The 23,045-nt window shown below is 63.4% G+C and carries 29 protein-coding genes; 10 read left to right on the top strand and 19 right to left on the bottom strand.

Translation table 11 applies throughout. The features are described 5' to 3' along the window. The first annotated feature begins 224 nt into the window (after positions 1 to 224). Positions 225 to 929 carry a purine-nucleoside phosphorylase gene (deoD, locus tag BWR18_RS01100; protein ID WP_076626321.1) on the top strand — a complete coding sequence of 235 codons (705 nt, stop codon included), beginning with the start codon at positions 225 to 227 and terminating at the stop codon, positions 927 to 929. Positions 930 to 1,193: 264 nt separating this feature from the next. Here the strand turns inward: deoD and BWR18_RS01095 are convergent, their stop codons facing one another. From BWR18_RS01095 to BWR18_RS01025, 16 genes are all read right to left on the bottom strand, one after another. Continuing rightward, positions 1,194 to 2,039 carry an urea carboxylase-associated family protein gene (locus BWR18_RS01095; RefSeq protein WP_076626320.1) on the bottom strand — a complete coding sequence of 282 codons (846 nt, stop codon included), beginning with the start codon at positions 2,037 to 2,039 and terminating at the stop codon, positions 1,194 to 1,196. A 38-nt stretch (positions 2,040 to 2,077) separates the two neighbouring features. Then, positions 2,078 to 3,226 carry a WD40/YVTN/BNR-like repeat-containing protein gene (locus tag BWR18_RS01090; protein WP_076626319.1) on the bottom strand — a complete coding sequence of 383 codons (1,149 nt, stop codon included), beginning with the start codon at positions 3,224 to 3,226 and terminating at the stop codon, positions 2,078 to 2,080. A gap of 52 nt (positions 3,227 to 3,278) precedes the next feature. Beyond that, positions 3,279 to 3,995, bottom strand: coding sequence for a hypothetical protein (locus BWR18_RS01085; protein ID WP_076626318.1), 717 nt, complete (start codon positions 3,993 to 3,995; stop codon positions 3,279 to 3,281). 60 nt (positions 3,996 to 4,055) lie between these two features. Continuing rightward, a complete protein-coding gene (locus BWR18_RS01080; RefSeq protein WP_076626317.1) occupies positions 4,056 to 4,835 on the bottom strand; it encodes a succinate dehydrogenase iron-sulfur subunit in 780 nt (259 codons plus the stop codon). A 13-nt stretch (positions 4,836 to 4,848) separates the two neighbouring features. Beyond that, positions 4,849 to 5,007: a hypothetical protein gene (locus BWR18_RS21990; RefSeq protein ID WP_254684910.1), complete on the bottom strand. Its 159-nt coding sequence runs from the start codon at positions 5,005 to 5,007 to the stop codon at positions 4,849 to 4,851. Further along, positions 5,004 to 5,177 carry a hypothetical protein gene (locus BWR18_RS21985; protein WP_254684909.1) on the bottom strand — a complete coding sequence of 58 codons (174 nt, stop codon included), beginning with the start codon at positions 5,175 to 5,177 and terminating at the stop codon, positions 5,004 to 5,006. The genes BWR18_RS21990 and BWR18_RS21985 overlap by 4 nt, the downstream gene beginning before the upstream one ends. Further along, entirely contained in the window at positions 5,174 to 6,001 is an 828-nt protein-coding gene (locus tag BWR18_RS01070) for a hypothetical protein (protein WP_076626316.1), read from the bottom strand. Before BWR18_RS01070 ends, BWR18_RS21985 begins: the two co-directional genes overlap by 4 nt. Before the next feature lie 7 nt (positions 6,002 to 6,008). Beyond that, positions 6,009 to 7,814 (bottom strand): succinate dehydrogenase flavoprotein subunit, encoded by a 1,806-nt coding sequence (gene sdhA, locus BWR18_RS01065; protein WP_076626315.1) that lies wholly within the window; start codon positions 7,812 to 7,814, stop codon positions 6,009 to 6,011. 52 nt (positions 7,815 to 7,866) lie between these two features. After that, positions 7,867 to 8,238 (bottom strand): succinate dehydrogenase, hydrophobic membrane anchor protein, encoded by a 372-nt coding sequence (sdhD, locus tag BWR18_RS01060; protein ID WP_076626314.1) that lies wholly within the window; start codon positions 8,236 to 8,238, stop codon positions 7,867 to 7,869. A gap of 12 nt (positions 8,239 to 8,250) precedes the next feature. Beyond that, entirely contained in the window at positions 8,251 to 8,634 is a 384-nt protein-coding gene (gene sdhC, locus BWR18_RS01055) for a succinate dehydrogenase, cytochrome b556 subunit (RefSeq protein WP_076626313.1), read from the bottom strand. A 151-nt stretch (positions 8,635 to 8,785) separates the two neighbouring features. Then, a complete protein-coding gene (locus BWR18_RS01050) occupies positions 8,786 to 9,445 on the bottom strand; it encodes a DUF1194 domain-containing protein (RefSeq protein WP_076626312.1) in 660 nt (219 codons plus the stop codon). 50 nt (positions 9,446 to 9,495) lie between these two features. Continuing rightward, a complete protein-coding gene (locus tag BWR18_RS01045) occupies positions 9,496 to 10,206 on the bottom strand; it encodes a DUF4344 domain-containing metallopeptidase (protein ID WP_076626311.1) in 711 nt (236 codons plus the stop codon). A 71-nt stretch (positions 10,207 to 10,277) separates the two neighbouring features. Further along, positions 10,278 to 11,309 (bottom strand): MaoC family dehydratase, encoded by a 1,032-nt coding sequence (locus BWR18_RS01040; RefSeq protein ID WP_076626310.1) that lies wholly within the window; start codon positions 11,307 to 11,309, stop codon positions 10,278 to 10,280. Continuing rightward, positions 11,309 to 11,512, bottom strand: coding sequence for a DUF1737 domain-containing protein (locus BWR18_RS01035; protein WP_076626309.1), 204 nt, complete (start codon positions 11,510 to 11,512; stop codon positions 11,309 to 11,311). Before BWR18_RS01035 ends, BWR18_RS01040 begins: the two co-directional genes overlap by 1 nt. A 4-nt stretch (positions 11,513 to 11,516) precedes the next feature. Further along, positions 11,517 to 12,071 carry an NnrU family protein gene (locus BWR18_RS01030; protein WP_076626308.1) on the bottom strand — a complete coding sequence of 185 codons (555 nt, stop codon included), beginning with the start codon at positions 12,069 to 12,071 and terminating at the stop codon, positions 11,517 to 11,519. Between the two features lie 3 nt (positions 12,072 to 12,074). Beyond that, the gene (locus BWR18_RS01025; RefSeq protein ID WP_076630037.1) at positions 12,075 to 12,929 is read right to left on the bottom strand and encodes an HpcH/HpaI aldolase/citrate lyase family protein; all 855 of its coding nucleotides are present in this window, start codon (positions 12,927 to 12,929) and stop codon (positions 12,075 to 12,077) included. 353 nt (positions 12,930 to 13,282) lie between these two features. On the opposite strand from BWR18_RS01025, the gene BWR18_RS01020 reads away from it, so the two are divergent. Further along, positions 13,283 to 13,603, top strand: coding sequence for a hypothetical protein (locus BWR18_RS01020; RefSeq protein WP_076626307.1), 321 nt, complete (start codon positions 13,283 to 13,285; stop codon positions 13,601 to 13,603). A gap of 119 nt (positions 13,604 to 13,722) precedes the next feature. Here the strand turns inward: BWR18_RS01020 and BWR18_RS01015 are convergent, their stop codons facing one another. Together BWR18_RS01015 and BWR18_RS01010 are read right to left on the bottom strand one after the other, a co-directional pair. After that, entirely contained in the window at positions 13,723 to 14,160 is a 438-nt protein-coding gene (locus BWR18_RS01015) for a GNAT family N-acetyltransferase (RefSeq protein ID WP_076626306.1), read from the bottom strand. Beyond that, positions 14,157 to 14,909 carry a sulfite exporter TauE/SafE family protein gene (locus BWR18_RS01010; RefSeq protein WP_076626304.1) on the bottom strand — a complete coding sequence of 251 codons (753 nt, stop codon included), beginning with the start codon at positions 14,907 to 14,909 and terminating at the stop codon, positions 14,157 to 14,159. The genes BWR18_RS01015 and BWR18_RS01010 overlap by 4 nt, the downstream gene beginning before the upstream one ends. A gap of 169 nt (positions 14,910 to 15,078) precedes the next feature. Here BWR18_RS01010 and mdh point away from each other — a divergent pair, with 169 nt between their 5' ends. Further along, on the top strand, positions 15,079 to 16,041 hold the full coding sequence (mdh, locus tag BWR18_RS01005) for a malate dehydrogenase (RefSeq protein WP_076626302.1): 963 nt from the start codon (positions 15,079 to 15,081) through the stop codon (positions 16,039 to 16,041). Between the two features lie 72 nt (positions 16,042 to 16,113). Next, positions 16,114 to 16,929, top strand: coding sequence for an adenylate/guanylate cyclase domain-containing protein (locus BWR18_RS01000; RefSeq protein WP_076626301.1), 816 nt, complete (start codon positions 16,114 to 16,116; stop codon positions 16,927 to 16,929). Here the strand turns inward: BWR18_RS01000 and BWR18_RS00995 are convergent. Further along, entirely contained in the window at positions 16,926 to 17,960 is a 1,035-nt protein-coding gene (locus tag BWR18_RS00995) for a glycosyltransferase family 2 protein (RefSeq protein ID WP_172839339.1), read from the bottom strand. The genes BWR18_RS01000 and BWR18_RS00995 overlap by 4 nt on opposite strands. A gap of 177 nt (positions 17,961 to 18,137) precedes the next feature. On the opposite strand from BWR18_RS00995, the gene sucC reads away from it, so the two are divergent. Genes sucC through BWR18_RS00965 form a run of 6 tightly spaced genes read left to right on the top strand, consistent with a single transcriptional unit; the run spans position 18,138 to position 22,990 of the window. Beyond that, positions 18,138 to 19,331, top strand: coding sequence for an ADP-forming succinate--CoA ligase subunit beta (gene sucC / locus BWR18_RS00990; protein ID WP_076626297.1), 1,194 nt, complete (start codon positions 18,138 to 18,140; stop codon positions 19,329 to 19,331). A 4-nt stretch (positions 19,332 to 19,335) separates the two neighbouring features. Then, the gene (locus tag BWR18_RS00985; RefSeq protein ID WP_076626296.1) at positions 19,336 to 20,025 is read left to right on the top strand and encodes a hypothetical protein; all 690 of its coding nucleotides are present in this window, start codon (positions 19,336 to 19,338) and stop codon (positions 20,023 to 20,025) included. 44 nt (positions 20,026 to 20,069) lie between these two features. Next, entirely contained in the window at positions 20,070 to 20,498 is a 429-nt protein-coding gene (locus BWR18_RS00980) for a hypothetical protein (RefSeq protein ID WP_254684908.1), read from the top strand. Continuing rightward, positions 20,495 to 21,316 (top strand): glycosyltransferase family 25 protein, encoded by an 822-nt coding sequence (locus BWR18_RS00975; protein WP_076626292.1) that lies wholly within the window; start codon positions 20,495 to 20,497, stop codon positions 21,314 to 21,316. The genes BWR18_RS00980 and BWR18_RS00975 overlap by 4 nt, the downstream gene beginning before the upstream one ends. Positions 21,317 to 21,335: 19 nt before the next feature. After that, complete coding sequence (gene sucD, locus BWR18_RS00970; RefSeq protein ID WP_076626291.1) at positions 21,336 to 22,220, top strand: succinate--CoA ligase subunit alpha; 885 nt, start codon at positions 21,336 to 21,338, stop codon at positions 22,218 to 22,220. Between the two features lie 53 nt (positions 22,221 to 22,273). Continuing rightward, positions 22,274 to 22,990 (top strand): sulfotransferase family 2 domain-containing protein, encoded by a 717-nt coding sequence (locus tag BWR18_RS00965; protein ID WP_076626289.1) that lies wholly within the window; start codon positions 22,274 to 22,276, stop codon positions 22,988 to 22,990. The last annotated feature ends 55 nt before the right edge of the window (positions 22,991 to 23,045 follow it).

Here is a 23,045-nt window from a genome sequence, read left to right as displayed (position 1 = left end):
TCCGCATTGGTGCCGCATAGACGTTCCTTTCGTCACTAGGTGTTTCGTAGTGAACGCGGCGCTTTGAGGCTGTCGTGCGCGCGATCTTTTGGTCAGGCACGCATCATGTCACGGTTGTTTTGACGTCCATTCCGGTTTTCGTTTCGCGATTTGGCCGACATGCTGTTCTCCTTTTCCTGAAAAAGCGTTAAGCGGGCGTCCTGTTTCAGAATAAGGAGTTGACCATGACCGTTCACATCGGTGCCGCCGAGGGCCAGATTGCCGAGACCGTTTTGATGCCGGGCGATCCTTATCGCGCCAAATGGGCGGCGGAGACGTTTCTGGACGGGGCCGAACTGGTCAACGAGGTCCGGGGCATGCTTGGGTTTACCGGTACGTGGAAGGGCAACCGGGTCACCATTCAGGGATCGGGCATGGGCATGCCGTCCCTGTCGATCTATGCCAATGAGCTGATCTCGACCTATGGGGCGCAGACGCTGATCCGGATCGGATCCTGCGGCGGGATGCAGGCGCATGTGGGTATTCGCGATGTGATCATCGCGATGACGGCCACGACGATCACGTCGCCGTCGTCCAGTTTTTTCAAGGAAATCAACTATGCGCCCTGTGCAGATTACGGGCTGCTGGCCGCGGCGGTGAAGGCGGCGGAGGCCAAGGGGACCACGACGCATGTCGGTGGGATCTACTCTTCGGACGTGTTCTATGCCGAACGGGCGGATCTGGATGAGCAGATGGTGCGGCACGGTATTCTGGGGGTCGAGATGGAGGCGGCGGAGCTGTACACGCTGGCGGCACGGCACGGGCGCCGGGCGCTGGCGGTGCTGACGGTGAGCGATCATCTGCAAACCGGTGAGGCGTTGCCATCCGAGGACCGCGAGCGCACGTTCGGGGATATGGTGGAGATTGCGCTGGAGGCGGCGTTTTCCTGAGTTTTTCTGTTTAAAATCAATGCCTTAAAGTAATACATTGGCGTGCACACTGCGTGCACTGTCCGTACACAACCTGTGCACCGCCCGTGCACCGAACCCGTGCGGTACGTTTACCCTTTATTGATCTTCCCGTTGATCTTCAGGGCTGCCGAAGGGTGCCTGTATCGGATTGACAAACCGTTAGACCATCGTCGCCGCGTCTTGCGATGGCGGGAGCCTCCGGCGGGGGGTTCTGAAACAGGGAGGGTGGATCGTGGCGCTGCATCACCGCCCGTGGCTGCGGTCGTAGCCGTTGGGTGGTGGGCTTTGCCAGCCGTCCAGCGTGCCGGGGGCCGGGGCGAAGACCTCGATCTTCAGCGGATGGCACGGCGCCACGTCCGAGCTGTGTTCCGACCCGCAATCGCCGCCCGGGCAGGCACTGAGTGCGCCGAGAAGGTCGATCTCTGCCAGAAAGTCGATGTAATCGCCGGGGCGGACGGGTGAGGCTTTCATGAAGTATTGGCCGGTGTCGCGGGTGAAGCCGGTGCACATGAACACGTTGAGGACATCGTGCACATGCCCTTCGGCCTCGGCCAGCGGCAGGCCCGCATGATCTGCGAGCGCGCGGGTCAGGTTCGAGTGGCAGCAGTGGTGGTAGTGCCCGCCCTGCAAAAGGTTGCCCGTGTAGGGGTCGCACCGCGTCCCGATCACGTCATGCACGCCACCGCCGAAATCGTCGATGCCGTACCAGCCGAGCGTGTCGTGGATGATGGTCGCCATCGGGCGCAGGGTGGGAAAGCTGCTCCACAGCCTGTCGCCGGTGTTCACGTGTGTCCCATGCAGCGCGCGGGTCTTGCCGGAGTAGAACCGTTCGCTGAGATCATTGGCATTCCAGAGATTGAGGTCGCCGACCTGCGGTCCCTCAATGGAGGAGATGCGGAAGATGTGGCCTGCGGGCACCTCGAACGTCGCCGCCTCGCGCGGGGGCGCGATCACTTCGGACAGCTTGGTCATGCCATCGCGGGCGGCGGCATAGGTGGCCATGTCCGGCTGTGGCAGGGTGTCTGTCGGATAGCAGATCACCGGCGGCAGGGCGCGGTGGGCGGCGGCGTGGTCGGGTGCATCGGTCATGCCCTGCACCGTAGCTGGCGCGCGGGCGGGTGCAAGCCTCAGCCGCGGTCCATGACTTCGACCGACAGGATGGTGGGCAGGTGGCGGGCAATCTCGTCCCATGTTTCGCCCGCGTCACGCGAGGCAAAGACCGACCCGGAGTTCGTGCCAAAGTAAACGCCCGCCTCTGGCCTTTGGTCGGTCGCCATGGCCTGCCGAAGCACGGTGAAGAAACATGTGTTTTGCGGCAGTCCGCTGCGTTTGTCGGACCAGCTGTGCCCGCCATCGTCAGACCGCCAGACGGCGGCGCTGGCATCGGGCGGATAGCGCCCCGCGCTGTCGCCATTCAGGGGGAGCGTCCAGATCATGTTCGGGTCATGCGGGTTGACCGCAATGGGAAAACCGAAGGTTGAAGGCAGGCCATCGGTGATGTCGTCCCAACTGCGCCCGTCATCCGAGGACCGCCAGACGCCGTGGTGGTTCTGCTGGTACAGCACGTCGCTGCTGGCGCGGACCATGTTGTGGACGCAATGCCCCGTCTCTCCGTCACGGGGGGCGGCGGGGTGCATGTGGTGGGCGCAGCTTTCGGCGTTGGAGAGGCGATTGCGCCGGTCCCAGGTTATGCCGCCATCTTCGGTGGCGAAGACACCGGCGGCAGAAATGCCGACCCATGCCTTGGCAGGGTCATTCGGGTCGCGGACGATCGTGTGCAGGACCAGCCCTGCCCCGCCCGGGTTCCAGGTGTCGCGGGTGTCGTGATCGCTGAGCGCGTCGTTGCGCGTCCAGCTTTCGCCGCCATCGGTGCTGTCATAGAGCCTGCCGGGGTTGCCGCCGGCCATCAGGCGACCGTGCGCCAGGGACAGCGACCAGATTGCCGTCACATCGCCGTCGAAGGCCGTGTCGGTGGGTTCCCAGTCGAAGAAGGCCGCCATGTCGGGATCGTTTGCGGCCCAATCGTCCATCTCGCCCTTGGACAGCTTGGCGAGCGTCCATGTCGCGCCCATATCGGTCGAGCGCCAGATCCCTGCGCCGTTGAAGGCATTGCCACCCCCGGCCCAGAGGGTGTCGGTGGCCGGATCACCGATTGCGTGGTTGATGGGCCAGCCATTGCAATGCGGGCCGGTCAGCCGCCATGTGTCGCGGGCACTGTTGCCATGGAGCAGAAACGCCCCCTTGGTGCTGCCGATCAAGATGGTGATGTCTGGCATATTCACGCTCCACCTGCGTGGGGAGCGTAGCACAATAGGCGCGATTTGTCGCCTAGCTGCGGGTCCGGTCGTGCCGCCGCCGCCATTCGCGGGCGTACACGGATTCCTCTGTATGTTTGCGATTGAGCGTTGCGGCGCGTGTTGCGGCCTCGTCTTCGGTCTCGGCCCGGATGGTCGCGGCGCGCATCTGGGCGCGGCGTTCGAAGGGGATGACCTGCACCATGGGCGACCCGGCGGGCAGGCGAATGTCCGGGCTGCGTCCGGTCCAGAAGAACGGCACGTTTACTGGCACGTCCAGCGCGTCGCAGTCCACCGTTCCGGCAAAGGCCGTGAACGGCAATTCGAAGTGGTTGACCGGGTGCAGGAAGGTCGCGGACCAGCCCGGCGACAGCTTGACCCGCCACGGGTTCATCAGCTTGAGCGGCATGGTGTTTTCAAAGGGCGGGTTCGGTGCGCCGATCTGCCCGGGGTGGTGCATGTCGATGGGAGTGAACGCGGCATCCGCATCCCAGTGGAACTGGATGGCCCCGGTGGCGGGATCCGGCGTGGTCCAGATATCGTAGGGCGTGGGGATGATCCAGCCTTGCGCCATGACATCAGCAACCGGCAGGCAGGCGCGCACGGTCAGGCCGGGCAGCCCGTGGGCGTCTTTCATCCCCATGTCGCGGTCGAGATTGCGGAACCAGTCCGGCAGGAACCGCGCGGCGGGTGCGGGTTCGGGGATCTTGCCCGCCAGGTCCGGCGGGCAGAGAAATTCTATGTCGGCCACTTTCCCCTCCTGGTCGCGTCACGGCACTGTGCCGCTGCGGCCGGAGGGGTGCAAGCGCGATCAGACGGTGCGTTCGACCATCATCTTCTTGATGTTGGCGATGGCTTCGGCCGGGTTCAGGCCCTTGGGGCAGGTCTTGGCGCAGTTCATGATCGTGTGGCAGCGGTAGAGCTTGAACGGATCTTCGAGATCGTCCAGACGCTCGCCCGTTGCCTCATCCCGGCTGTCGATGATCCAGCGGTAGGCGTGCAGGAGTGCTGCTGGCCCGAGGTAGCGGTCGCCGTTCCACCAGTAGCTGGGGCAGGAGGTCGAGCAGGAGGCGCACATGACGCATTCATACAAGCCATCGAGCTTCTTGCGGTCTTCGATGCTTTGCCTCCACTCTTTCGCGGGGCGGTTCGTTTTGGTTTCCAGCCACGGCATGATGCTGGCGTGCTGGGCGTAGAAGTGCGTGAGGTCGGGGATCAGGTCCTTGACCACCGGCATGTGCGGCAGGGGATAGATTTTCACGTCGCCCTTCACCTCGTCCATGCCGTAGATGCAGGCGAGCGTGTTGATGCCGTCGATGTTCATGGCACAGGAGCCACAGATGCCTTCGCGGCAGGAGCGGCGGAAGGTGAGCGTCGGGTCGATCTTGTTCTTGATGTAGATCAGCGCGTCCAGCATCATCGGGCCGCAATCGTCGAGGTCGACGAAATAGGTGTCGACCGACGGGTTTTTGCCGTCATCCGGGTTCCAGCGGTAGATGCTGAACTTGCGCAGGTTGGTGGCGCCTTCGGGTTTGGGCCACGTCTTGCCCGTGGTCATGCGGGAGTTCTTGGGAAGCGTCAGTTGGACCATTGCGGTTCTCCTTTCACGCGGTCAGGACGGAGAGGCCCGCCCCGACGATGCACTGTTGTGTGGCTGGCCGCTCGAGCACGGAACGCACGAGGGCAGCGGTTGTTTCGGAGACGCCGATGACGGCGTCCTTGGCAAATTCGCCGATCTCGCGGGCCGAGGCATTGTCGATCACGCAGTCGGTGAAGGGGTCACGGCCTGTTGTGGCACCGATGGAAAGCGGGTGACGAGGGTTTCGGCCACCGCCGCCTTGGCGCTGCGGCGCGCGACGTTGTCCACCGCTTGCGTGGTTTCGGCGCAGGCGGTGAGCGTGAGCGCGGCGATGAGGGCGGTGGCGCGGATCATGGCAGCACCACCTGTGCGCTGGCCGTGCGGCGCAATTGTTCGAGCCGCTTTGCATCGCCGGGGAAGTGATGCGCGAGTTTCGTCATAAAGCTGTCGTCCCGCGCGGCAGTCCAGAGCAGCATCCGGTATTCGTGATCCTCGGCCATCTGGGCGCTGCGTTGGTCGGTTTGCAGGTCGGACGCTTCGGTTGCGTCCTGAAACGATGACCCGCCCCCAAAACGCTGCACGCCACCCAGTGACAGGTCACAACCGGGCAGGTCAAGCCGGGCGAGCGCTTCTTTGCGGTAGCGTTCATCGGCGGTCCAATTGTCATAGCACAGCGGCACGACATCATCGTGCTGCATCCGGTCCAGCATGTCGGAATAGGTGCTGAGGGCGCGGCCCATGATCCGGTTCCGGTCAAGCGGGCCGAAGCCCACGTTGCCCTGAATCTTGCGCAGCAGGGAGGCCGTCCAGTGCAGGAAGCTGCGGTAGATGATCACCAGCGTCTCAGCCGCCGCGAAGAGCCGTTTGGGGGCCGCGGGCGGCACACGGTCTTCGTAGGAGATCGCGGTGAAAGGCTTGGCTCCGGCGCGGTCGATCCGCTTCCACTTGCCGCCCTGCCCCGTCTCTGTCCCGCTTTCGAACAACGACAGGCTGCTGCAGGTCAGGACCGGATCGCCCCCGTGGCGGCAGTCGTTTAGGAACAGGCCATTGCCGCCGGGCGCGTTGCGCATGATCCAGTTGATCAGCGCGTGGTTGCCCGACCGCCGCATGCCGTAGATGCGCAGCACACGTCCGGGGACGAGCCCTGCATCATCCGTGCTGTGCACTGCCTGATCCATGCGGGCTTTAGTACACCCGCGCTTTCGGCGCGATTTTCTTGAGGTCGATCCCGCCGTCATTGTGGCTGGTGAGCGGTTGCAGGTGCACGCCGCGGAAGCCAAGCGACGCCTCGTTGCCCTTGAACCAGACGAGGGAGTGCTTGCGCCAGGTCTCATCATCGCGGTTGGGGTAGTCCTCGTGCGCGTGGGCACCACGGCTTTCCTTGCGCGCGGCGGCTGCCGTGATCGTGGCAACCGCGTTGGGCATGAGGTTGGTCAGCTCCAGCGTCTCCATCAGGTCGGAGTTCCAGACGAGCGATGTATCGGTCACCTGCAAATCGCTTTGCTTGGCGGCGACGTCCTTCATCTTTTCCTCGCCCTCGGCCAGTGTCTTGTCGGTGCGGAAGACGGCGGCGTCCTGCTGCATGGTGCGCTGCATTTCCAGACGCAGCTCGGCCGTTGGCACGTGGCCCTTGGCATAGCGCAGACCGTCGAAGCGGCTGAACGCGGCCTCGATCGAGCGTTTGCTGGGTGTGGGTACGGGCGCTGCCGCGTCCACCACATCCTTGGCCCGGATGGCCGCCGCGCGGCCAAACACCACGAGGTCGATGAGCGAGTTGGACCCCAAACGGTTGGCCCCGTGGACCGACGCGCAGCCCGCTTCGCCCACGGCCATCAGGCCGGGCGAGACGTTGTCGGGGTTGTCCTTGGTCGGGGCCAGCACCTCGCCCCAGTAGTTCGTGGGGATACCGCCCATGTTGTAGTGCACCGTGGGCAGGACCGGGATCGGTTCCTTGGTCAGGTCGACGCCTGCGAAGATACGCGCGCTTTCCGAGATGCCCGGCAGCCGTTCGGCCAGCGTTTCGGGCGGCAGGTGGTTGAGGTGCAGGTGAATGTGATCACCATCGGCGCCCACGCCGCGCCCTTCGCGGATTTCCATGGTCATGCAGCGGCTGACCACGTCGCGGCTGGCGAGGTCCTTGTAGGTCGGCGCGTAGCGTTCCATGAACCGCTCGCCCTCGGAATTGGTGAGGTAGCCGCCTTCGCCCCGCGCCCCTTCGGTGATCAGGCAGCCCGAGCCGTAGATGCCGGTGGGGTGGAATTGCACGAATTCCATGTCCTGCAAGGGCAGACCGGCCCGCGCCGTCATGCCGCCACCGTCGCCGGTGCAGGTGTGGGCGGATGTGGCCGAGAAATAGGCGCGGCCATAGCCGCCGGTCGCCAGCACGACCATCTTGGCCGCAAAGAGGTGCATGGTGCCGTCATCCAGCTTCCAGCACAGCACGCCCTGACACACGCCGTCATCGGACATGATCAGGTCGATGGCGAAGTATTCGATGTAGAATTCCGCGTTGTTCTTGAGCGACTGGCCATAGAGCGTATGCAGGATCGCGTGGCCGGTCCGGTCGGCGGCGGCACAGGTACGCTGCACGGGGGGACCTTCACCAAATTCGGTGGTGTGGCCGCCGAAGGGGCGTTGGTAGATCTTGCCCTCTTCGGTGCGCGAGAAGGGGACGCCGTAGTGTTCAAGTTCATAGACCGCCTTGGGCGCTTCGCGTGCGAGGTATTCCATCGCGTCCGTGTCGCCGAGCCAGTCGGAGCCCTTGACCGTGTCGTACATGTGCCACTGCCAGTTGTCGGGGCCCATGTTGGACAGCGATGCGGCGATGCCGCCCTGTGCCGCGACGGTGTGCGAGCGGGTCGGGAACACCTTGGTCACGCAGGCGGTGCGCAGCCCCTGTTCCGCCATGCCCAGCGTGGCGCGCAGTCCCGCGCCCCCGGCACCGACGACCACGACGTCATATTCATGCGTCTCGTAATCATATGCAGCCATTTCGGCCTCCTGTTGGTTCAAAGCGGCGCTGGCGAGGCGCTGCTGGTCAGTTCTAAAGCGCGATGCGCGCGATCGCGAACAAGCCTGCCGCGATCATGGTGTAGGCAAATGCGGTGGTTGCGATCAGGGTCAACTTGCCCGCAGTGCCATGGATGTAATCCTCGATCGCGGCGTGGGCCTCGCGCATCAGGTGCTGCACGACGACAATCAGCGACAGGGCCATCAGGATGGCCGGGATCGGACGGCTGAAGAAGGCCAGCACCTCGGCATGGGTGCCGCCCAGCGCAGCGCCGAACAGGATAACGAGGATTGGCACCAGCGGCACCAAAAGGATCGAGCTGACCATCATCTGCCAGTGGTGGTGCGTGCCCTCGCGGCCTGACCCGAGGCCGGTGGCGCGTTTGCGGTCTGTTAGAAAGCGCATGTCGATCCCTCCTTAGACCACGACCAGAACAAATATGGTGAGCAGCGTGGCGCCGATGAACATGCCCTTGGCCATATCCTCGGACACGGGCACCTGCACGAGATAGCCAAAGTCCCACAGCACGTGCCGCAGCCGACCCAGCATGTGGTAGAAGATGCCCCACATCGCGAGGACCAGGATCAGGGTGCCCAGAATGCTGCGAAAGAGCCCGTCGATGGCGGTGAATGCGGCCTCGGACGAGGCGGCGGCGAGCAGCCAGGACACGACCAGCACAGAGGCCAGCAGACAGCCGATGCCGGTGATCCGGACCATGATGGAAGAGATCGACGTCCATTGCGGGCGGTAGATCTGGATGTGTGGCGAGAGCGGGCGATTGCCCCGATTGACGTCGGCCATGTTGCTTCCTTTATCCTCGGCTGCCTCTTGATACTCCTTTTTGCGCGTGAGTCACGCGCTGCAGCCCGCGAAGTGGCGCGGTTTTTTGGCGCATTTGCAGGATTCTGCTCAAACGTGATCACGCTTGAAATACGTGTGATCACAAGTTCGCCTAGTCTGCAAAATAAGTCACCTGTCGGATCGTCTCGCGCTGCAACTTTCGTTTGATTTGTTCGGGATAGTCCTCGAATCCCTGCGCTGTCACCACGAAGGCGCCCGGCCCGGTGATCACATTTTCAAAGAAATAGGCCGTCAGGTCCGTATCGTCGGTTTCGATGGCGATGGCATTTACCGTGATGTCGGCGGCATTCAACGCGGTGCGCTGGCCCGCCGGTTCCATGCCTTCGTTCGACACACCGTCGCCGGATACGTCGATGACCTTGCGCGTGCAATGCGCAACCTGTGCAAAGGCTGCATACGACACGGCAAGCGCCTCTCCGATCGCTGTTGAGTAGTTGCGCCAGATCCGCGGGTCGTTTTCGATCCGCTCGGCGAGTGCCGATACATCGCCGTAGGTGCCGATCTGCGTCCAGGGCACCGTCTGGCGTTGGCGCGTTGCACCGGTCCACTGCACCAGCGCGACCTGTGCTTCCTGTTCGATCAGGGCGTCGGCGACGATGCCGTCGCGCAGGGCGTGGGCCAGCCCGTCCATCTGAATGCGGTATTCGTCGCGATCCACTGACCCGGACACGTCCACGGCCAGAAGCAGTGCAAGCTGGCAGGCTTGGACCGGTGTGCTTGCCAGCAGAAAGAGGAGACATGCGCGCCACATGCGCAAAGCCTAGCCCGCGCCATGCGCAAACGCACCTCACAAATGTTCCGTCACTCGAACTGATCGTAGAGCGCGCGCAGATGGTCCTCGAACTCCGTGCACATGATGATCTCGGTTGTGCCGAGGTCGTAGAACGCGTTGGCCTCGCCGCAGGCTTCGACCCGGACGATCAGCGGTACGGGCAGGTCGAAGTCGTCGTTCAGCGCGGCGACTTCGGCGGCCATCACGTCGGTCGTGAGCAGGTTGTGCCCGCCGTCCTCAAACAGGATCGAGTTGCCGCGGCCGGTGATCTCGTCAAAGGCGGGGCCCCAGCTGTCGAGCGCCAGTTGAAACTCCTCGGGGCAGGTTTCCGCGCGCTCTTCGGGCAGGCCGAGGTCGATGGCAAAGTCCTCGCGCGCGTCGGGATTGCCGCCGTAGAAGAGGCACACCGTGTTGTAGAAACGCTGCTCGTCCGGGCCATGCACGTCCCAATAGGTGACGTCGCCTGCGAAATCCGCTTCGGCCAGAAAGCCGAAGGCCGTGTCATAGGCGAGCGCCTGGGCGGCGTCCTCTTCGTAGAAACCGTCGATCAGGAGGACGGAGGCGACGTCAGCGGCATCCTCCTCCTGTCCGAAGACCGGCAGCGCGAGAATGTCGATCAGCGCGTGGCCCAGTTCGTGATAGAAGATGCCCAGCAGGTTCGCCTCGACAAAGGCTTCGCGCTCGTCATTGGCGACCGCCGGACCGGCAAGCATCAGGAAGGGCAGAACATATCGCAACATCAGCGCGCTCCTTGCACCATGCGGGATGGCGGGTGGGGCGTCGTCGCAAGACGCGCGTCGCCCGTCGTCCTTTAGATTGGCATCAAGGCCCAGTAATCCAAGTCAAGCAAGACCTCTGGCAAGTATTTGCCATCTTCACCGCGCAACTTGAACGGCGCGCCGCCCTTGGTCGCCACCAGCCGCAGTCGGATCGCGCCCACGCCGGGGGCAGAGGTTTCGGCCTTGTCCAGCACCTCGGACCACGCCCGCACCGTATCCCCCGCAAGGCACGGATTGGCATGGGCGCCTGCGTTCAGGCCCACCACCATCTGCGCATTGGCCAGCCCGTTGAAAGAGAGCGCCCGCGCCATGGAAATCACATGCCCGCCATAGATCAGCCGTGTCCCGTCGGGCCGGGCCGACGTGTCGAAATGCACCTTGGCCGTGTTCTGCCAGAGCCGCGTGGCCATCATGTGCTCGGCCTCTTCGATCGTGACGCCATCGACGTGGTTGATCTGTTCCCCGATCTCGTAATCGCCCCAGCGGTGTGGCTCGCCCGCTTGGTCGAAGTCGTAGTTTTGGAAGGTCAGGCCCTCGGGTATCGCGAGTGTCCCCGCCGGGACAACTTTTGCCAAGTCCGGGATCACGGTCTCGGGCGCGGGCGCATCCAGGTTCCCTTTGCGCACCATGACCCAGCGGACATAGTCCAGAACCGCCTCGCCCTGCTGGTTCCGCCCGGTCGTGCGCACATAGACCACGCCGGATTTGCCGTTCGAGTTCTGCTTGACCCCGATCACCTCGGAGGCCGACGTCAGCGTGTCGCCGGGCCAGACCGGTTTCAGCCAGCGCCCTTCGGCGTAGCCCAGGTTTGCCACGGCATTCAGCGACACGTCCGGCACGGTTTTGCCAAAGACGGTGTGGAACGCGATCATGTCATCCAGCGGCGACGCAGCCAGTCCGCTGGCCTGTGCAAAGGTATCTGACGAATAAAGCGCGTGGCGGGCCGGGTAAAGCGCGTGATAGAGCGCGCGCTCCCCTGCCCCCACCGTGCGGGGCACGGCGTGGGTCAGCGTATCGCCGACGCTGTAATCTTCGAAAAACCGGCCTGCATTGGTCTTGGCCATCACTGCTCTCCTATTTTTGTCTCCGGGGTGTAGTCCCCCGGCACATCCTTTGTGACCGCCTGCCCGCAGCGCATGAGGCCTGCGGCATGGTCCCAGGTTTGCGTGGGCGAGCCGTGCAATTCCCAGCCCGCGTTCAGCGCCGCCGTCACCTTGTGGCAAAAGGCGGATGTGTCCTCTTCGGACAGAAAACGGTAGAGTTTCATGGGCTTATCCCGGGAACGGCCAGACGCCCAGCCAGTTGTGGATCCAGCCGATCACACCAAGCAGGATGACGGAGCCCGCCAAGAACATGGCATCCTTGGCCAGCGTCCCTTCGGGTCCGCGCTGCCAATTTGGTTCGGCGGTGTTGATGATGCGTGCCGTTGCGATGGCCCAGACCAGCAGACCGCCGAACAGGATGATCGAGGCCAGATCGCCGTTCACCAGAAGGTGCGCGATGGCCCAGAGCGAAAAGCCGGTCAGCATCGGGTGCCGCATGCCCGACACCAGCTTGCCGCGCTTGGGCGCAGGGCTGAGCAGGTATATGGCGATGAGCATTAGCAAATTGTTGATGTGGACCGTGAAACTGGGCGGGAACCAGACGTTGACGAAATCCGTGCCGCGGTAGCCAATCACCATCAAAACGATGGACAGGACCACCCCGATTGCCACGGCGCCCTTGCCCGGATCGCCCATTGCGGCCCGCCGTTCCGGCGCCACGCGTTTGAACAGATGCGCCGAACACCACAGGGCGACACCCGCAACCAGAATGATCCAATACATCGTCTATCCTTTTGCCATGGCTGCGATGGCGTCGGCCTTGGCCAACGTCTCGCGCGCGGTGACGATGTGCAGATTCTCGACGATACGTCCATCGACAACGGCAACGCCCTGCCCACTGGCCTCGACCTCTTCGAAGGCAGTGATCTGACGGCGGGCGAGGTCGATCTCGTCCTCGGAGGGGGAGAAGGCGGCGTTGGCGATGTCCACCTGAGCGGGGTGGATCAGTGTCTTGCCGTCAAAGCCCATGTCGCGGCCCTGGTCGCATTCGATCTTCAAGCCGTCTTCGTCCTTGAACGCGTTATAGACACCGTCCACGATCGCGCAGCCATGCGCCTTGGCCGCGAGCAGGCAAAGCCCGAGGCCCGTTTGCAGCGGCAGGCGGTCGGGGCGGAAGCGGGTTTGCAGTTCCTTGGCCAGATCATTGGTGCCCATCACCATGCCTTGCAGCTTGGCGTGCGCGGCGATGGCAGGCGCGTTGATCATCCCCAATGGTGTTTCCATCATCGCCCAGAGCGGCGTGTCGCCCGTGATCTCGGCCAGCGCGTCCAGATCGGCGGGGCTGTTCACCTTGGGCAACAGGATCGCATCGGCGCCCATATCCTTGGCCGCCTGCGCGTCGTCCCGCCCCCATTCCGTGTCGAACCCGTTGATGCGCACGATTTTCAGTCGGGGGCCGTACCCACCCTCGGCCAGCGCGTCGGCCAGCGTGGCGCGGGCGCTTTCCTTTTCCTCAAGCGATACGGCGTCTTCCAAGTCAAATATAACAGCATCAACCGGCAACCCGCGCGCCTTGTCCAGCGCCCGTGGTTTTGAGCCGGGGATATACAGAACGGAGCGGAGGGGACGGTCGAGGGCCATGGCGTGCGATCCTTGCAAGTCATAAAGTTGCGCGGAAAGGGCCATTTTTTGCCAGATAGTTCAAGCGCTATTTTGCTGCGTCGCAGAAAAGTCGTGCCGACTTTGGTCGGATTCAGCAGCCTTTCATCAAATTTTCACGACCCGCGCACGGTGCGTTAACCATTATTCAAGTCTCAGTTTGCACTCTGGCCCCACTCCGACCACGCGGGGAGGGCCGTTTCGGCAGGGCCGCCGAACACTTCACGGAACGCGCAATGGATCGGGTTTGAACCGGGGCCGCCCGGTCATCGCCGGAGTTCCGGCTGGGCCAGATGACCAGAGGTGACGCCTTCCATTGTGAAAGGCTGAACGTGATGACACGGATTATGAATGTGATGACAGCGGGTGTTCTGGCGCTCGCGGCGATGGTGAATGCGGCGCAGGCGCAGCAGCAGGCGCGCAATTGCGGGCCGCGCGATATCGTGGTGAGCCGGTTGGCCGAAGGGTATGGCGAGACGCGCCAGTCCATGGGTCTGGGCGCCAACAATTCGGTGATCGAGGTGTTTGCCTCGGACGAGAGCGGGACGTGGACGATCACGGTGACCACGCCCAACGGCGTGACCTGCCTTGTGGCCAGCGGTCAGGCGTTCGAGGCGCTGGCCGAAGCGCTGCCGGCGAAAGGCAGCGACGCATGAGCGGCAGGCGGACGACACGTGCGCCTGACGATTGGAATATACGGCAAAGGGCGCTCGATCGGGCGCCTTTTTCTTTGGGGGTGTCGCTGGATCGTAAGGCGGATCCTGATCCGCCTCTGTCAGCCCCGCACCGGCGCCCGGCGGATGGTCATGCCCCATTTCTCCTCCGCGCCGAAGCCAAGCGTTTCATAGAAGCCCCGCGCCTCTGCCGTCTGCCCGGTCAGGAGCATGATCTTGTAGCACTCCGCATCCCACGCGGCGTCGATCACGGCCTGCATGACCCGCCGTCCCTGCCCGGTGCCGCGATGGTTCCGGTGTGTGACAACGTTTTCGACCAGCGCATACGGCCTGCCGCCTTGGGTCATGTTCGGCAGGACATGGAGGGTGGCCATGGCGACCAGGCTGTCATCGGCGAAGGCACCGATGACAGATGTTCCGGGATGATCAACCACGCGGGCGAACGCATCCGCCGACGCGACCGGACCGTCACCGACAAGATGCTGATAGAGCACCAGCGCCCGTTCCGCGTCCCTGACCGTCAAGGGACGGGTTGTCATGTCAGCCCGTCCCAGATCAGTTTCGTGCCTGTCACGACCAGCAACACATAGGTGAGGCGGAAGAACAGTTTTTCAGGCACCATGTGGTGCGCCTTGACCCCCAGCCACGCACCCAGCAGCGCAAACGGGGCGAGGGCCAGATTGGCGACCGTCGTCTGCGTCGTGAACATGCCCAGAAAGGCATAGGGCACGAATTTGGCGATGTTGATCGCCCAGAAGGTCAGGACGGTGCTGGCCTGGTATTCGGTCTTGGTCAGTTTCAGCGACAAAAGATAGACGGCAGCGGGTGGGCCACCTGCGTGGCTGACGAAACTGGTGAAGCCTGCCACGACGCCTGCAAACGCGCCCACCCCCTTGGACAGCGCCACCTGCGAGGCGCGGATCCAGCCACGCGATTGCGCGATCTGCCAGGCGACGAAACCGATGGAAATGGCGCCGATCAGCACGCGGAACACATCGGCGTCCGCACGCGCGAACAGCAGCGCGCCCAGCGCGACACCGGGCAGACCCCCGAGGATCAAAAGCAGGGACGCGCGGGCGTTCCATTTGCCCCAATAGGGCCGCAAGGTCGCCAGGTCGATCAGCATCAGGAGCGGCAGCATCACCCCCAGCGCCAGCCCCGGCTCGACCACCAGCGCCAGAATCGATGCGGCGGCAAACGCCGCACCCGATCCGAAACCGCCCTTGGACACCCCGGCAAAGATCACGGCAGGCGCGGCGATGGCGAAAAACCAAAGATCAAGCGTCACGGGTGCGGTGCCCTTCGAAAAACGGCTTCTTTCCGATGCCTTAGCCTGCAAACCCGTCAAACGCCAGCGCGGCGGCATTACTCTGCTGCGGTGCAGCGCCCTTGCGCGACGCCCCGTCACGCGCTAGGCACCGCGCCAGCTAAAACCCCAAGTGCGGAGACTTTCACCCATGGCCAGACCCAAGATTGCCCTGATCGGCGCCGGTCAGATCGGCGGCACGCTTGCCCACCTCGCAGCTTTGAAAGAGCTGGGCGACGTGATCCTGTTCGACATCGCCGAAGGCACCCCCGAAGGCAAAGCCCTCGACATCGCGGAATCCGGCCCCTCCGAAGGGTTCGATGCCAAGCTGAAGGGCACGCAGTCCTATGCGGACATCGCCGGTGCCGATGTGTGCATCGTGACCGCTGGTGTGCCGCGCAAGCCGGGCATGAGCCGCGATGACCTCTTGGGCATCAACCTCAAGGTCATGAAATCCGTGGGCGAAGGCATTGCCGCCAACGCCCCCGACGCGTTTGTCATCTGCATCACCAACCCGCTCGATGCGATGGTCTGGGCGTTGCAGAAGTTTTCGGGCCTGCCCGCGAACAAGGTCTGCGGCATGGCCGGTGTGCTGGACAGCGCGCGTTTCCGCCACTTCCTGGCCGACGAGTTCGACGTGTCGATGAAGGACGTCACCGCCTTTGTTCTGGGCGGTCACGGCGACACGATGGTGCCGTCGGTGCGCTATTCGACCGTTGCAGGCATCCCCCTGCCCGACCTGATCGCCATGGGCTGGACCACGCAGGAAAAGATGGACGCGATTGTGCAGCGCACCCGTGATGGCGGTGCCGAGATCGTGGGCCTGCTGAAGACCGGCTCTGCTTTCTACGCCCCTGCCACCGCCGGGATCGAGATGGCCGAAGCCTATCTCAAGGACCAGAAGCGCGTTCTGCCCTGTGCCGCCCATTGTGATGGCGAGTTCGGCCTGAAGGGTATGTATGTGGGCGTGCCCACCGTGATCGGCGCAGGCGGGATCGAGCGGATCGTGAACATCAAGCTCAACAAGGAAGAGCAGGAGATGTTCGACACATCCGTCAAAGCGGTGCAGGGTCTGATGGAGGCCTGCAAGGGCATCGACGACAGCCTCGCGTAATCCTGCCACAGGCATGAAATTTGAGGGTCGGATGTCATCGCATCCGGCCCTTTTCATGTTTATATGGTTCACATGCCCGAGACGCGCCCCATAGAACGCAAGCTGACCACGGTTCTGGCCGCGGATGCTGCGAACTATTCCGGTCGGATGAGTCTGGATGAGGAGGGCACCGTGCGCGCCTTGCGCGGCACCCGTGCCATCATTGACGCTGCCATTTCCAGATGCGGGGGGCGGATTGCAAATACGTCCGGCGACGGGCTGATTGCGGACATCCCGTCGGTGGTGGGCGCCGTCCGCTGCGCCGTGGACATCCAGCGCACGATCAACAGCCGCCCCGATCTGCTGCCGTTTCGGTTGGGCATCCATCTTGGCGACGTGATCATCGAGGGCGATGACCTGCTCGGCGATGGCGTGAACCTTGCCGCACGCTTGCAGGAGATGGCGGATGTGGGTGGTATCCTGGTGTCGCAATACGTCTATGACACGGCGCGCAACAATCTGGGCACGGTCGAGATGCGGCCCCTGGGTCCGACAACGCCGAAACATCTGGCCGATGAGATTGGCGTTTACGCGGTCATTGCCGAGGGGGTCACCGCCCCGCGACTGCTGGACAATCTGGGGCCCAAAGTGACGCCGGGCGGGGCCCTGCCCCCCTCGGAGGAAGAGGCCGCGCCGCCCGCGTCCGCGGTCGAGGACAGCCCGGTCCGGACCAAGTTCAAAAAGGATCGCAACCGCATCCTTGGCGCTTTGGGATTTGTGGTTGTCGTGGATATCACGGCAGGTTTGCCGTTTCTGGCGACGGCCATTCCACAGATTGCATTGCTCTACCTGCTGTACGGCAAGTGGAAGGCGTACAAGGAGGCGACCGAGCCGGCGGCGCCGACCTAAGTGCTTACGACGCCTGCCAACGCCGGGTTGCGACGCATCAGATCGGCGTCAAAGCCGGCCATGTGCAGATCCGGGCAGTCCGGGCCAAGCACACGGGCCGGGTCGAAGGGGATGTCGCGCAACAGGCCGAAGCGTGTAAGCTGTGCGCGCCGTTCGGGGCTGAGGGCAAAGAGTGTGCGGTGCGCCGACCGCGCCTGTTCCAGATTGGTGGCGTTGTCCAACAGCCACTCGATTTGCGCGGCCCGATGCGGCTGCAGAATGGCGGCCTGCACATCGGGCGGGGTCTGGCGATAGCGCAGCCCTTTCATGAGCCAATGCAGCGGGGTCAGCCCGTCGAAATGCAGAAGCCGCGCGGTCGTCGAGACACGCTTGGCCGCGCGCCGCTGCCGTCCCTCGGACCCGGTGCGCGTCGCGTTGTGCACCCCAAGGCGCAGACCAGCCCCGACCTGCACACCGCTTTTTCCCGCGCCATGCGAATACTGACCCCGTTTCATGAACTGCGTGAACGGGGCAAAGGCGGCTTCGGCGTCGTCTTCCGTCAGGTCCGAACTGGCACGGTACGTGCCTTCGAACAGTGTCGACTGTGCGCCCGGGGGAAAGATGCGTTCCAACACCGGCAGGTTCAGTTCCGTCTGTGGATCGGTCTGCGCGGCCAGCTCTGCGGCCAAATCGTCGTCCTGCCAGATGAACTCGTCCGCGTCGATGTGAAAGAGCCAGTCCAGATCGCATCGGTTCTGTGCCCGGTTGGCGTTGATGGTCTGGCGGCGCATCTGCGATGCGGGCCGCCCCTTGTGCGGACGCCGTGCCCGCCAATAGGCATCGTCGCACAGCTGGACCGTGCAGTCCGTGATGTCCGACAGCGCCTCAGCCGCCGGGTCATCCGGGTCGTCCAGAAACACGAACATGGCCGATGCGCCGGTCGCAAGATGCCAGCGCACATTCGTCTCGACCAGCGCCAGGGGTTCGTTGGCTGTCAGGACCGCCCCCCAGCGCAGCCCGTTTTCCATTGATTTTATAGGAAATTGCGACACTGCCCGTCTGATTCCTTTACAATTCGTAATTTGTGATCACACGATTTCATGCAGTGATCACAAAATCACGATTTCACCCCTCAAAACCCCCGGTGCGACATATTTTCCGTTTACGCACTGTTCTGTGTTGGTCGAATAGGCCCCAACCTTGACGTATCTATACGGGATCAAACCGCCATGAACATCCATGAATACCAGGCCAAAGCCCTTCTGCGCAGCTACGGGGCCCCGGTCTCGGACGGGCGCGTTGTCCTGCGGGCCGAAGACGCAAAGACCGCAGCAGGCGCGTTGGATGGCCCGATGTGGGTGGTCAAGGCGCAGATCCACGCCGGTGGCCGCGGCAAGGGCAGCTTCAAGGAAGCGGATGCCGGGGAAAAAGGCGGCGTGCGCCTGACCAAGTCGGTCGAGGAAGCCGCCGAAGAGACCAAAAAGATGCTGGGTCGCACCCTCGTCACGCACCAGACAGGCCCCGCGGGCAAGCAGGTCAACCGCATATATATCGAGGACGGCTCGGGCATCGAGACAGAGATGTATCTGGCCCTGCTGGTCGACCGTGTGACCAGCCGCGTGTCCTTCGTCTGCTCGACCGAGGGCGGCATGGACATCGAAGAGGTCGCCGCCGAAACCCCCGAAAAGATCCTCAGCTTCAGCGTCGATCCCGCCACCGGCTACCAAGCCTATCATGGCCGCCGCATCGCCTTCATGCTGGGTCTGGAAGGCAAGCAGGTGAAGCAATGCGTGGGCCTGATGGGCCTCCTGTACAAAGCGTTCATCGAAAAAGACATGGAGATGCTTGAGATCAACCCGCTGATCGTGACCGACAGCGGCGATCTGAAGGTGCTGGACGCCAAAGTCAGCTTCGATGGCAATGCCATCTACCGCCATGCCGACATCAATGAGTTGCGCGACGAGACCGAGGAAGACCCCAAGGAACTTGCCGCCTCCAAATACGACCTGAACTACATCGCGCTGGATGGCGAGATCGGGTGCATGGTAAACGGCGCTGGCCTGGCGATGGCGACGATGGACATCATCAAGCTCTACGGTGCCGAGCCTGCCAACTTCCTAGACGTGGGCGGCGGTGCGACCAAGGAAAAGGTGACCGAAGCCTTCAAGATCATCACGTCCGACCCCAATGTCAAAGGCATCCTCGTCAACATCTTCGGCGGCATCATGCGCTGTGATGTGATTGCCGAGGGCGTGGTCGCAGCCGTGAAAGAGGTGGGCCTGCAAGTGCCGCTGGTCGTCCGCCTTGAGGGCACGAATGTGCAGCAGGGCAAGGACATCATCAACAATTCCGGCCTTGATGTGATTGCTGCCGACGACCTGAAGGACGGCGCGCAGAAGATTGTGAAGGCGGTCAAGGGCTAGGGCGATGCGACGCACCGGTCTGATCATCGCGGCCCTCTCTGTTCTGGCTGCCTGCAGTGCAAGCCGCCCCAACGTCCCCGTGCAGGAGAATTTCCCGCCCGTGGGCCTCGCCTCGACCGCCGTTTGGCTGGAACAGCGGCAGGCACTCAGTTCCGAAGCGCGACTCGGTGCTGCGCAGGCACAGGCGGCGACAGTGCCGGATGCGCGGCTGCAAAGCGCATCGTCCACCGTGTCGGTGCCCGAGCGCGCTCGCCCGAACACACGGCAGGCTCGCGCGGTCCAGGCTTTCCGCGATATCTGCGTGGCCTCGGTTTCGGACGTCAGCAGACTTCCGATGCGAATGCTTGCTGTCAATCTGCGGGATTTCGATGGCCCTGCGCGGAATCGAACCAATAGTACCGGCGGACAGGTTCTGGTCGGTGGCATACCAGACGGACCGATAAGAACGCAGACTGAGGTGAACACTGCGGGCGGTGACCGCGCATTGTGTGGCGTCTCGACGATCAGCGTGGGCTCGCGAGCTATTGCGCAGGAGAAAATCGGCACTCTGGCGGATGCCGGTTTCAGACTGGAACCCACACAAACGCGCGGCCGCGCACAACAAAGCTGGCAGATTGTTGGCGCGCCTGCCGGCACGACCCTCAATGTGCGAACAACCGGTTTGGGTGCCGGAGCTTGGATCGCATGGCGTTAAGGGCACTACATATCATTGGCCTGTTTCTTTGGTCCGGTTCTGCCATGGCGCATCCCGCGATTGATGCGTTCACCACCTGGTGCTTCAAGGCAGGCCAAACGCCTGCGCGGGCACTGGCCAACATGCAGGACACCGCAGGCACCCCCCTGCCCTTTGACCTGACCTTTTGGGATACGTCCCTCGAACCCGCGCCCGATGCTCCGGCCCATGCCGAGCGCCGATGCGAGGTGGCGTTCGATGGCGACCACGTGCGCGATGCCGTCAACGCCGTGCAGTCCAAGATGGCGACACCGCCCGTCTTCGGCACACCAATCCCCCTGCCCGCACCCTACGCGGCCGAACCCGGCACCGCCTATATCGAAGGCCGCGAATTGCTGCGCGGCCGCGTGGCGGTTGTGCATATCGGACGGCGCGGGGCGCGCACCTTTATCGGGGTGGACCGCCTGCCCGCCGGGATGGGGTTACCGGAATGACCCAGGTCTATTGCGAAATGATCAACCTGGCGCAGGCGCAATCACGGCGCGACCTGATGGCCCCGCAATTGCAGGCCGCACGCGTTGAACCCTACGTGCACCCTGCCTTTGACCACCGCCAAGACACGCGCGGCGACATCGACCGGCTGTCGCGCGCCTTCGGGGCCTGGGGTGTGTTCAAGCGGCAGGACCGCGCAATCACGATCAGCCATGCACAGGTGTGGCAACGCTTTGTCGACAGCGGTGCCAGCCATTGCCTCGTGATCGAGGATGACGTGTATCTCTCGCATGACCTGGGCCAATGGCTTTACGATCTGTGCTGGTGGCCGGAGAGCGCGCATATCGTCAAGCTGGAACGCTGGCGCAGCGGAACCCTCAAGGTGCTGATGCGCCCCGGCCACGAACATCTCGGTCGCGAAGTGCGCCAGGTCCTGTCCCGTCACACCGGGGCGGCCGGGTACATGCTGACCCGTCATGCGGCCAAAGTGTTGCTGGATCAGCAGCCGTACAAGCTGACGGTTGATCAATTGCTGTTCAACCTCAACGCCTCGCGCGTGGCCCGCAAGCTGGGTGTGGCCCAGGTCACGCCAGCGCTTGTCGTGCAGGGCAACGAACCGCATGACCACGCCGCGCACAACGACGTGCGCAGCCGCCCGACCGGGTGGCAGTTGCGTCGTCAGAAGCTGCACCGCGCCTATTATGAAATCGCCTATCCGCTTTCAACTTTCTTCGCCGTCGCGCGCGGGCATGCCCGCCTCGACCCCGTCCCCTTCGCCGAAACAACCCTCTCGCCGCAGACCCATGGCGTCTGCGCCTGACCAACCAAGGAAAAGCTTCATGGCCGTACTTATTGATGAAAACACCAAGGTGATTTGCCAGGGCCTCACCGGCTCGCAAGGCACGTTCCATACCGAACAGGCCATCGCCTATGGAACCAAGATGGTGGGCGGCGTGACCCCGGGCAAAGGCGGGATGACGCATCTGGACCTGCCCGTCTTCAACTCGGTGCACGAAGCCATGGACGTGACCGAAGCCAACGCCAGCGTGATCTACGTGCCGCCGCCCTTTGCCGCGGATTCGATCCTTGAGGCCATCGACGCCGAAATGCCCCTGATCGTCTGCATCACCGAAGGCATCCCGGTGCTCGACATGATGAAGGTGCAGCGCGCGCTGGAAAGCTCGTCCTCGCGCTTGATCGGTCCGAACTGCCCCGGTGTCATCACGCCTGATGCGTGCAAGATCGGCATCATGCCCGGCCACATCCACAAGCGCGGGTCCTGCGGTGTCGTGTCCCGTTCCGGCACGCTGACCTATGAAGCGGTCAAGCAGACCACCGATCTTGGCATTGGCCAATCAAGCGCCGTGGGCATCGGCGGCGACCCGATCAAAGGCACCGAACACATCGACGTGCTGGAAATGTTTCTGGCGGATGACGAAACGACAAGCATCATCATGATCGGAGAAATCGGCGGCTCTGCCGAAGAAGACGCCGCGCAGTTCCTGGCGGATGAGAAGAAGGCGGGCCGCTGGAAGCCCACCGCCGGTTTCATCGCAGGCCGCACCGCCCCTCCGGGCCGCCGCATGGGCCACGCGGGCGCCATTGTCGCTGGCGGCAAGGGCGGCGCCGAGGACAAGATCGAAGCCATGCGCGCCGCAGGCATCGTGGTGGCCGACAGCCCCGCGACGCTGGGCGAGGCCGTGATGGAGGCGATCAAGGGGTAAAAGGGTCGCCGCGCTGGCTTCGGCCAGCGCGACCATCATCCCCCTGCGACATCATGCTTATCAGTCACAGCCATAAGTTCATCTTCATCAAGTCACCGAAATCCGGTGGCACGTCGGTTGAACGGCTGCTGCAGCATTTGTGCGTCCCGCCCGGGCAGGTCGTAAAGAACAAGACACCCCCGATAGAAACCAATGCCGGTATCGTCGGCTTTCGCGGGCGCCTGGGCGACGAACCGGTGCCGCCGAAATGGTATCATCACCAAACCGGGCAAGAGATTTGCGACAAGGTCCCCACCGACCTTTGGCGCAGCTACTTCAAATTCTCGGTCGTGCGGAACCCGTTCGCGCGCATCGTGTCGCAGTTTCTGTTCCGCCTTCGCGTCACCAAGGAAAGCGAGCAGGGTTTCGACGCCCTATTGCAGGGCTTCGACGCTTTTCTGGATGACTTTCCGGTGCGCACGCAGGAAGCGATGTTCAAGGTCAACGGCGCCTGGTGCCTGGACTTCGCCATTCGGTTCGAGGATTTCAGGACCGGCGTCGAAACGGCCCTCGGCCGTATCGGGGTGCCAGAGCTATGCTCGGACCTCTCGCATCTGAAACCAGGCAATGACCGGCTCGCGGGCCGTCCCGTCGCCGACTTCTTCGACACCCGTCGAACGCGCAAGTTTCTCGACCTCGAGCGCGGCGCATTCGAGCAATTCGACTATTCCACCGATCCGGCCGACGCGGGCCTGATCGGACAGAACTCCAGCACAATTGGAGCCGCCTGATGCCATCTGACCTTCGCCCGTCCGCGCCCCCCAACACCTCACCGGAGTGATTGCA

The organism is Tateyamaria omphalii (assembly GCF_001969365.1).
In the GTDB taxonomy this organism is placed as follows: domain Bacteria; phylum Pseudomonadota; class Alphaproteobacteria; order Rhodobacterales; family Rhodobacteraceae; genus Tateyamaria; species Tateyamaria omphalii_A.
This window is presented reverse-complemented; position numbering and strand designations above follow the sequence as displayed.

Bases quoted from the DNA above. Each gene is read 5' to 3' on its own strand.
- BWR18_RS00975 (WP_076626292.1), top strand. From the start codon at position 20,495: ATGACCCAGGTCTATTGCGAAATGATCAACCTGGCGCAGGCGCAATCA.
- BWR18_RS01080 (WP_076626317.1), bottom strand. From the start codon at position 4,835: ATGGTCCAACTGACGCTTCCCAAGAACTCCCGCATGACCACGGGCAAG.
- BWR18_RS01050 (WP_076626312.1), bottom strand. From the start codon at position 9,445: ATGTGGCGCGCATGTCTCCTCTTTCTGCTGGCAAGCACACCGGTCCAA.
- BWR18_RS01030 (WP_076626308.1), bottom strand. From the start codon at position 12,071: ATGTATTGGATCATTCTGGTTGCGGGTGTCGCCCTGTGGTGTTCGGCG.
- BWR18_RS21985 (WP_254684909.1), bottom strand. From the start codon at position 5,177: ATGATCCGCGCCACCGCCCTCATCGCCGCGCTCACGCTCACCGCCTGC.
- BWR18_RS01025 (WP_076630037.1), bottom strand. From the start codon at position 12,929: ATGGCCCTCGACCGTCCCCTCCGCTCCGTTCTGTATATCCCCGGCTCA.
- BWR18_RS00965 (WP_076626289.1), top strand. From the start codon at position 22,274: ATGCTTATCAGTCACAGCCATAAGTTCATCTTCATCAAGTCACCGAAA.
- sucC (WP_076626297.1), top strand. From the start codon at position 18,138: ATGAACATCCATGAATACCAGGCCAAAGCCCTTCTGCGCAGCTACGGG.
- deoD (WP_076626321.1), top strand. From the start codon at position 225: ATGACCGTTCACATCGGTGCCGCCGAGGGCCAGATTGCCGAGACCGTT.
- BWR18_RS01015 (WP_076626306.1), bottom strand. From the start codon at position 14,160: ATGACAACCCGTCCCTTGACGGTCAGGGACGCGGAACGGGCGCTGGTG.
- BWR18_RS01040 (WP_076626310.1), bottom strand. From the start codon at position 11,309: ATGGCCAAGACCAATGCAGGCCGGTTTTTCGAAGATTACAGCGTCGGC.
- BWR18_RS01090 (WP_076626319.1), bottom strand. From the start codon at position 3,226: ATGCCAGACATCACCATCTTGATCGGCAGCACCAAGGGGGCGTTTCTG.
- BWR18_RS01095 (WP_076626320.1), bottom strand. From the start codon at position 2,039: ATGACCGATGCACCCGACCACGCCGCCGCCCACCGCGCCCTGCCGCCG.
- BWR18_RS00985 (WP_076626296.1), top strand. From the start codon at position 19,336: ATGCGACGCACCGGTCTGATCATCGCGGCCCTCTCTGTTCTGGCTGCC.
- mdh (WP_076626302.1), top strand. From the start codon at position 15,079: ATGGCCAGACCCAAGATTGCCCTGATCGGCGCCGGTCAGATCGGCGGC.
- BWR18_RS01020 (WP_076626307.1), top strand. From the start codon at position 13,283: ATGACACGGATTATGAATGTGATGACAGCGGGTGTTCTGGCGCTCGCG.
- sdhC (WP_076626313.1), bottom strand. From the start codon at position 8,634: ATGGCCGACGTCAATCGGGGCAATCGCCCGCTCTCGCCACACATCCAG.
- BWR18_RS01000 (WP_076626301.1), top strand. From the start codon at position 16,114: ATGCCCGAGACGCGCCCCATAGAACGCAAGCTGACCACGGTTCTGGCC.
- BWR18_RS01035 (WP_076626309.1), bottom strand. From the start codon at position 11,512: ATGAAACTCTACCGTTTTCTGTCCGAAGAGGACACATCCGCCTTTTGC.
- sucD (WP_076626291.1), top strand. From the start codon at position 21,336: ATGGCCGTACTTATTGATGAAAACACCAAGGTGATTTGCCAGGGCCTC.
- BWR18_RS01045 (WP_076626311.1), bottom strand. From the start codon at position 10,206: ATGTTGCGATATGTTCTGCCCTTCCTGATGCTTGCCGGTCCGGCGGTC.
- sdhD (WP_076626314.1), bottom strand. From the start codon at position 8,238: ATGCGCTTTCTAACAGACCGCAAACGCGCCACCGGCCTCGGGTCAGGC.
- sdhA (WP_076626315.1), bottom strand. From the start codon at position 7,814: ATGGCTGCATATGATTACGAGACGCATGAATATGACGTCGTGGTCGTC.
- BWR18_RS01070 (WP_076626316.1), bottom strand. From the start codon at position 6,001: ATGGATCAGGCAGTGCACAGCACGGATGATGCAGGGCTCGTCCCCGGA.
- BWR18_RS00980 (WP_254684908.1), top strand. From the start codon at position 20,070: ATGGCGCATCCCGCGATTGATGCGTTCACCACCTGGTGCTTCAAGGCA.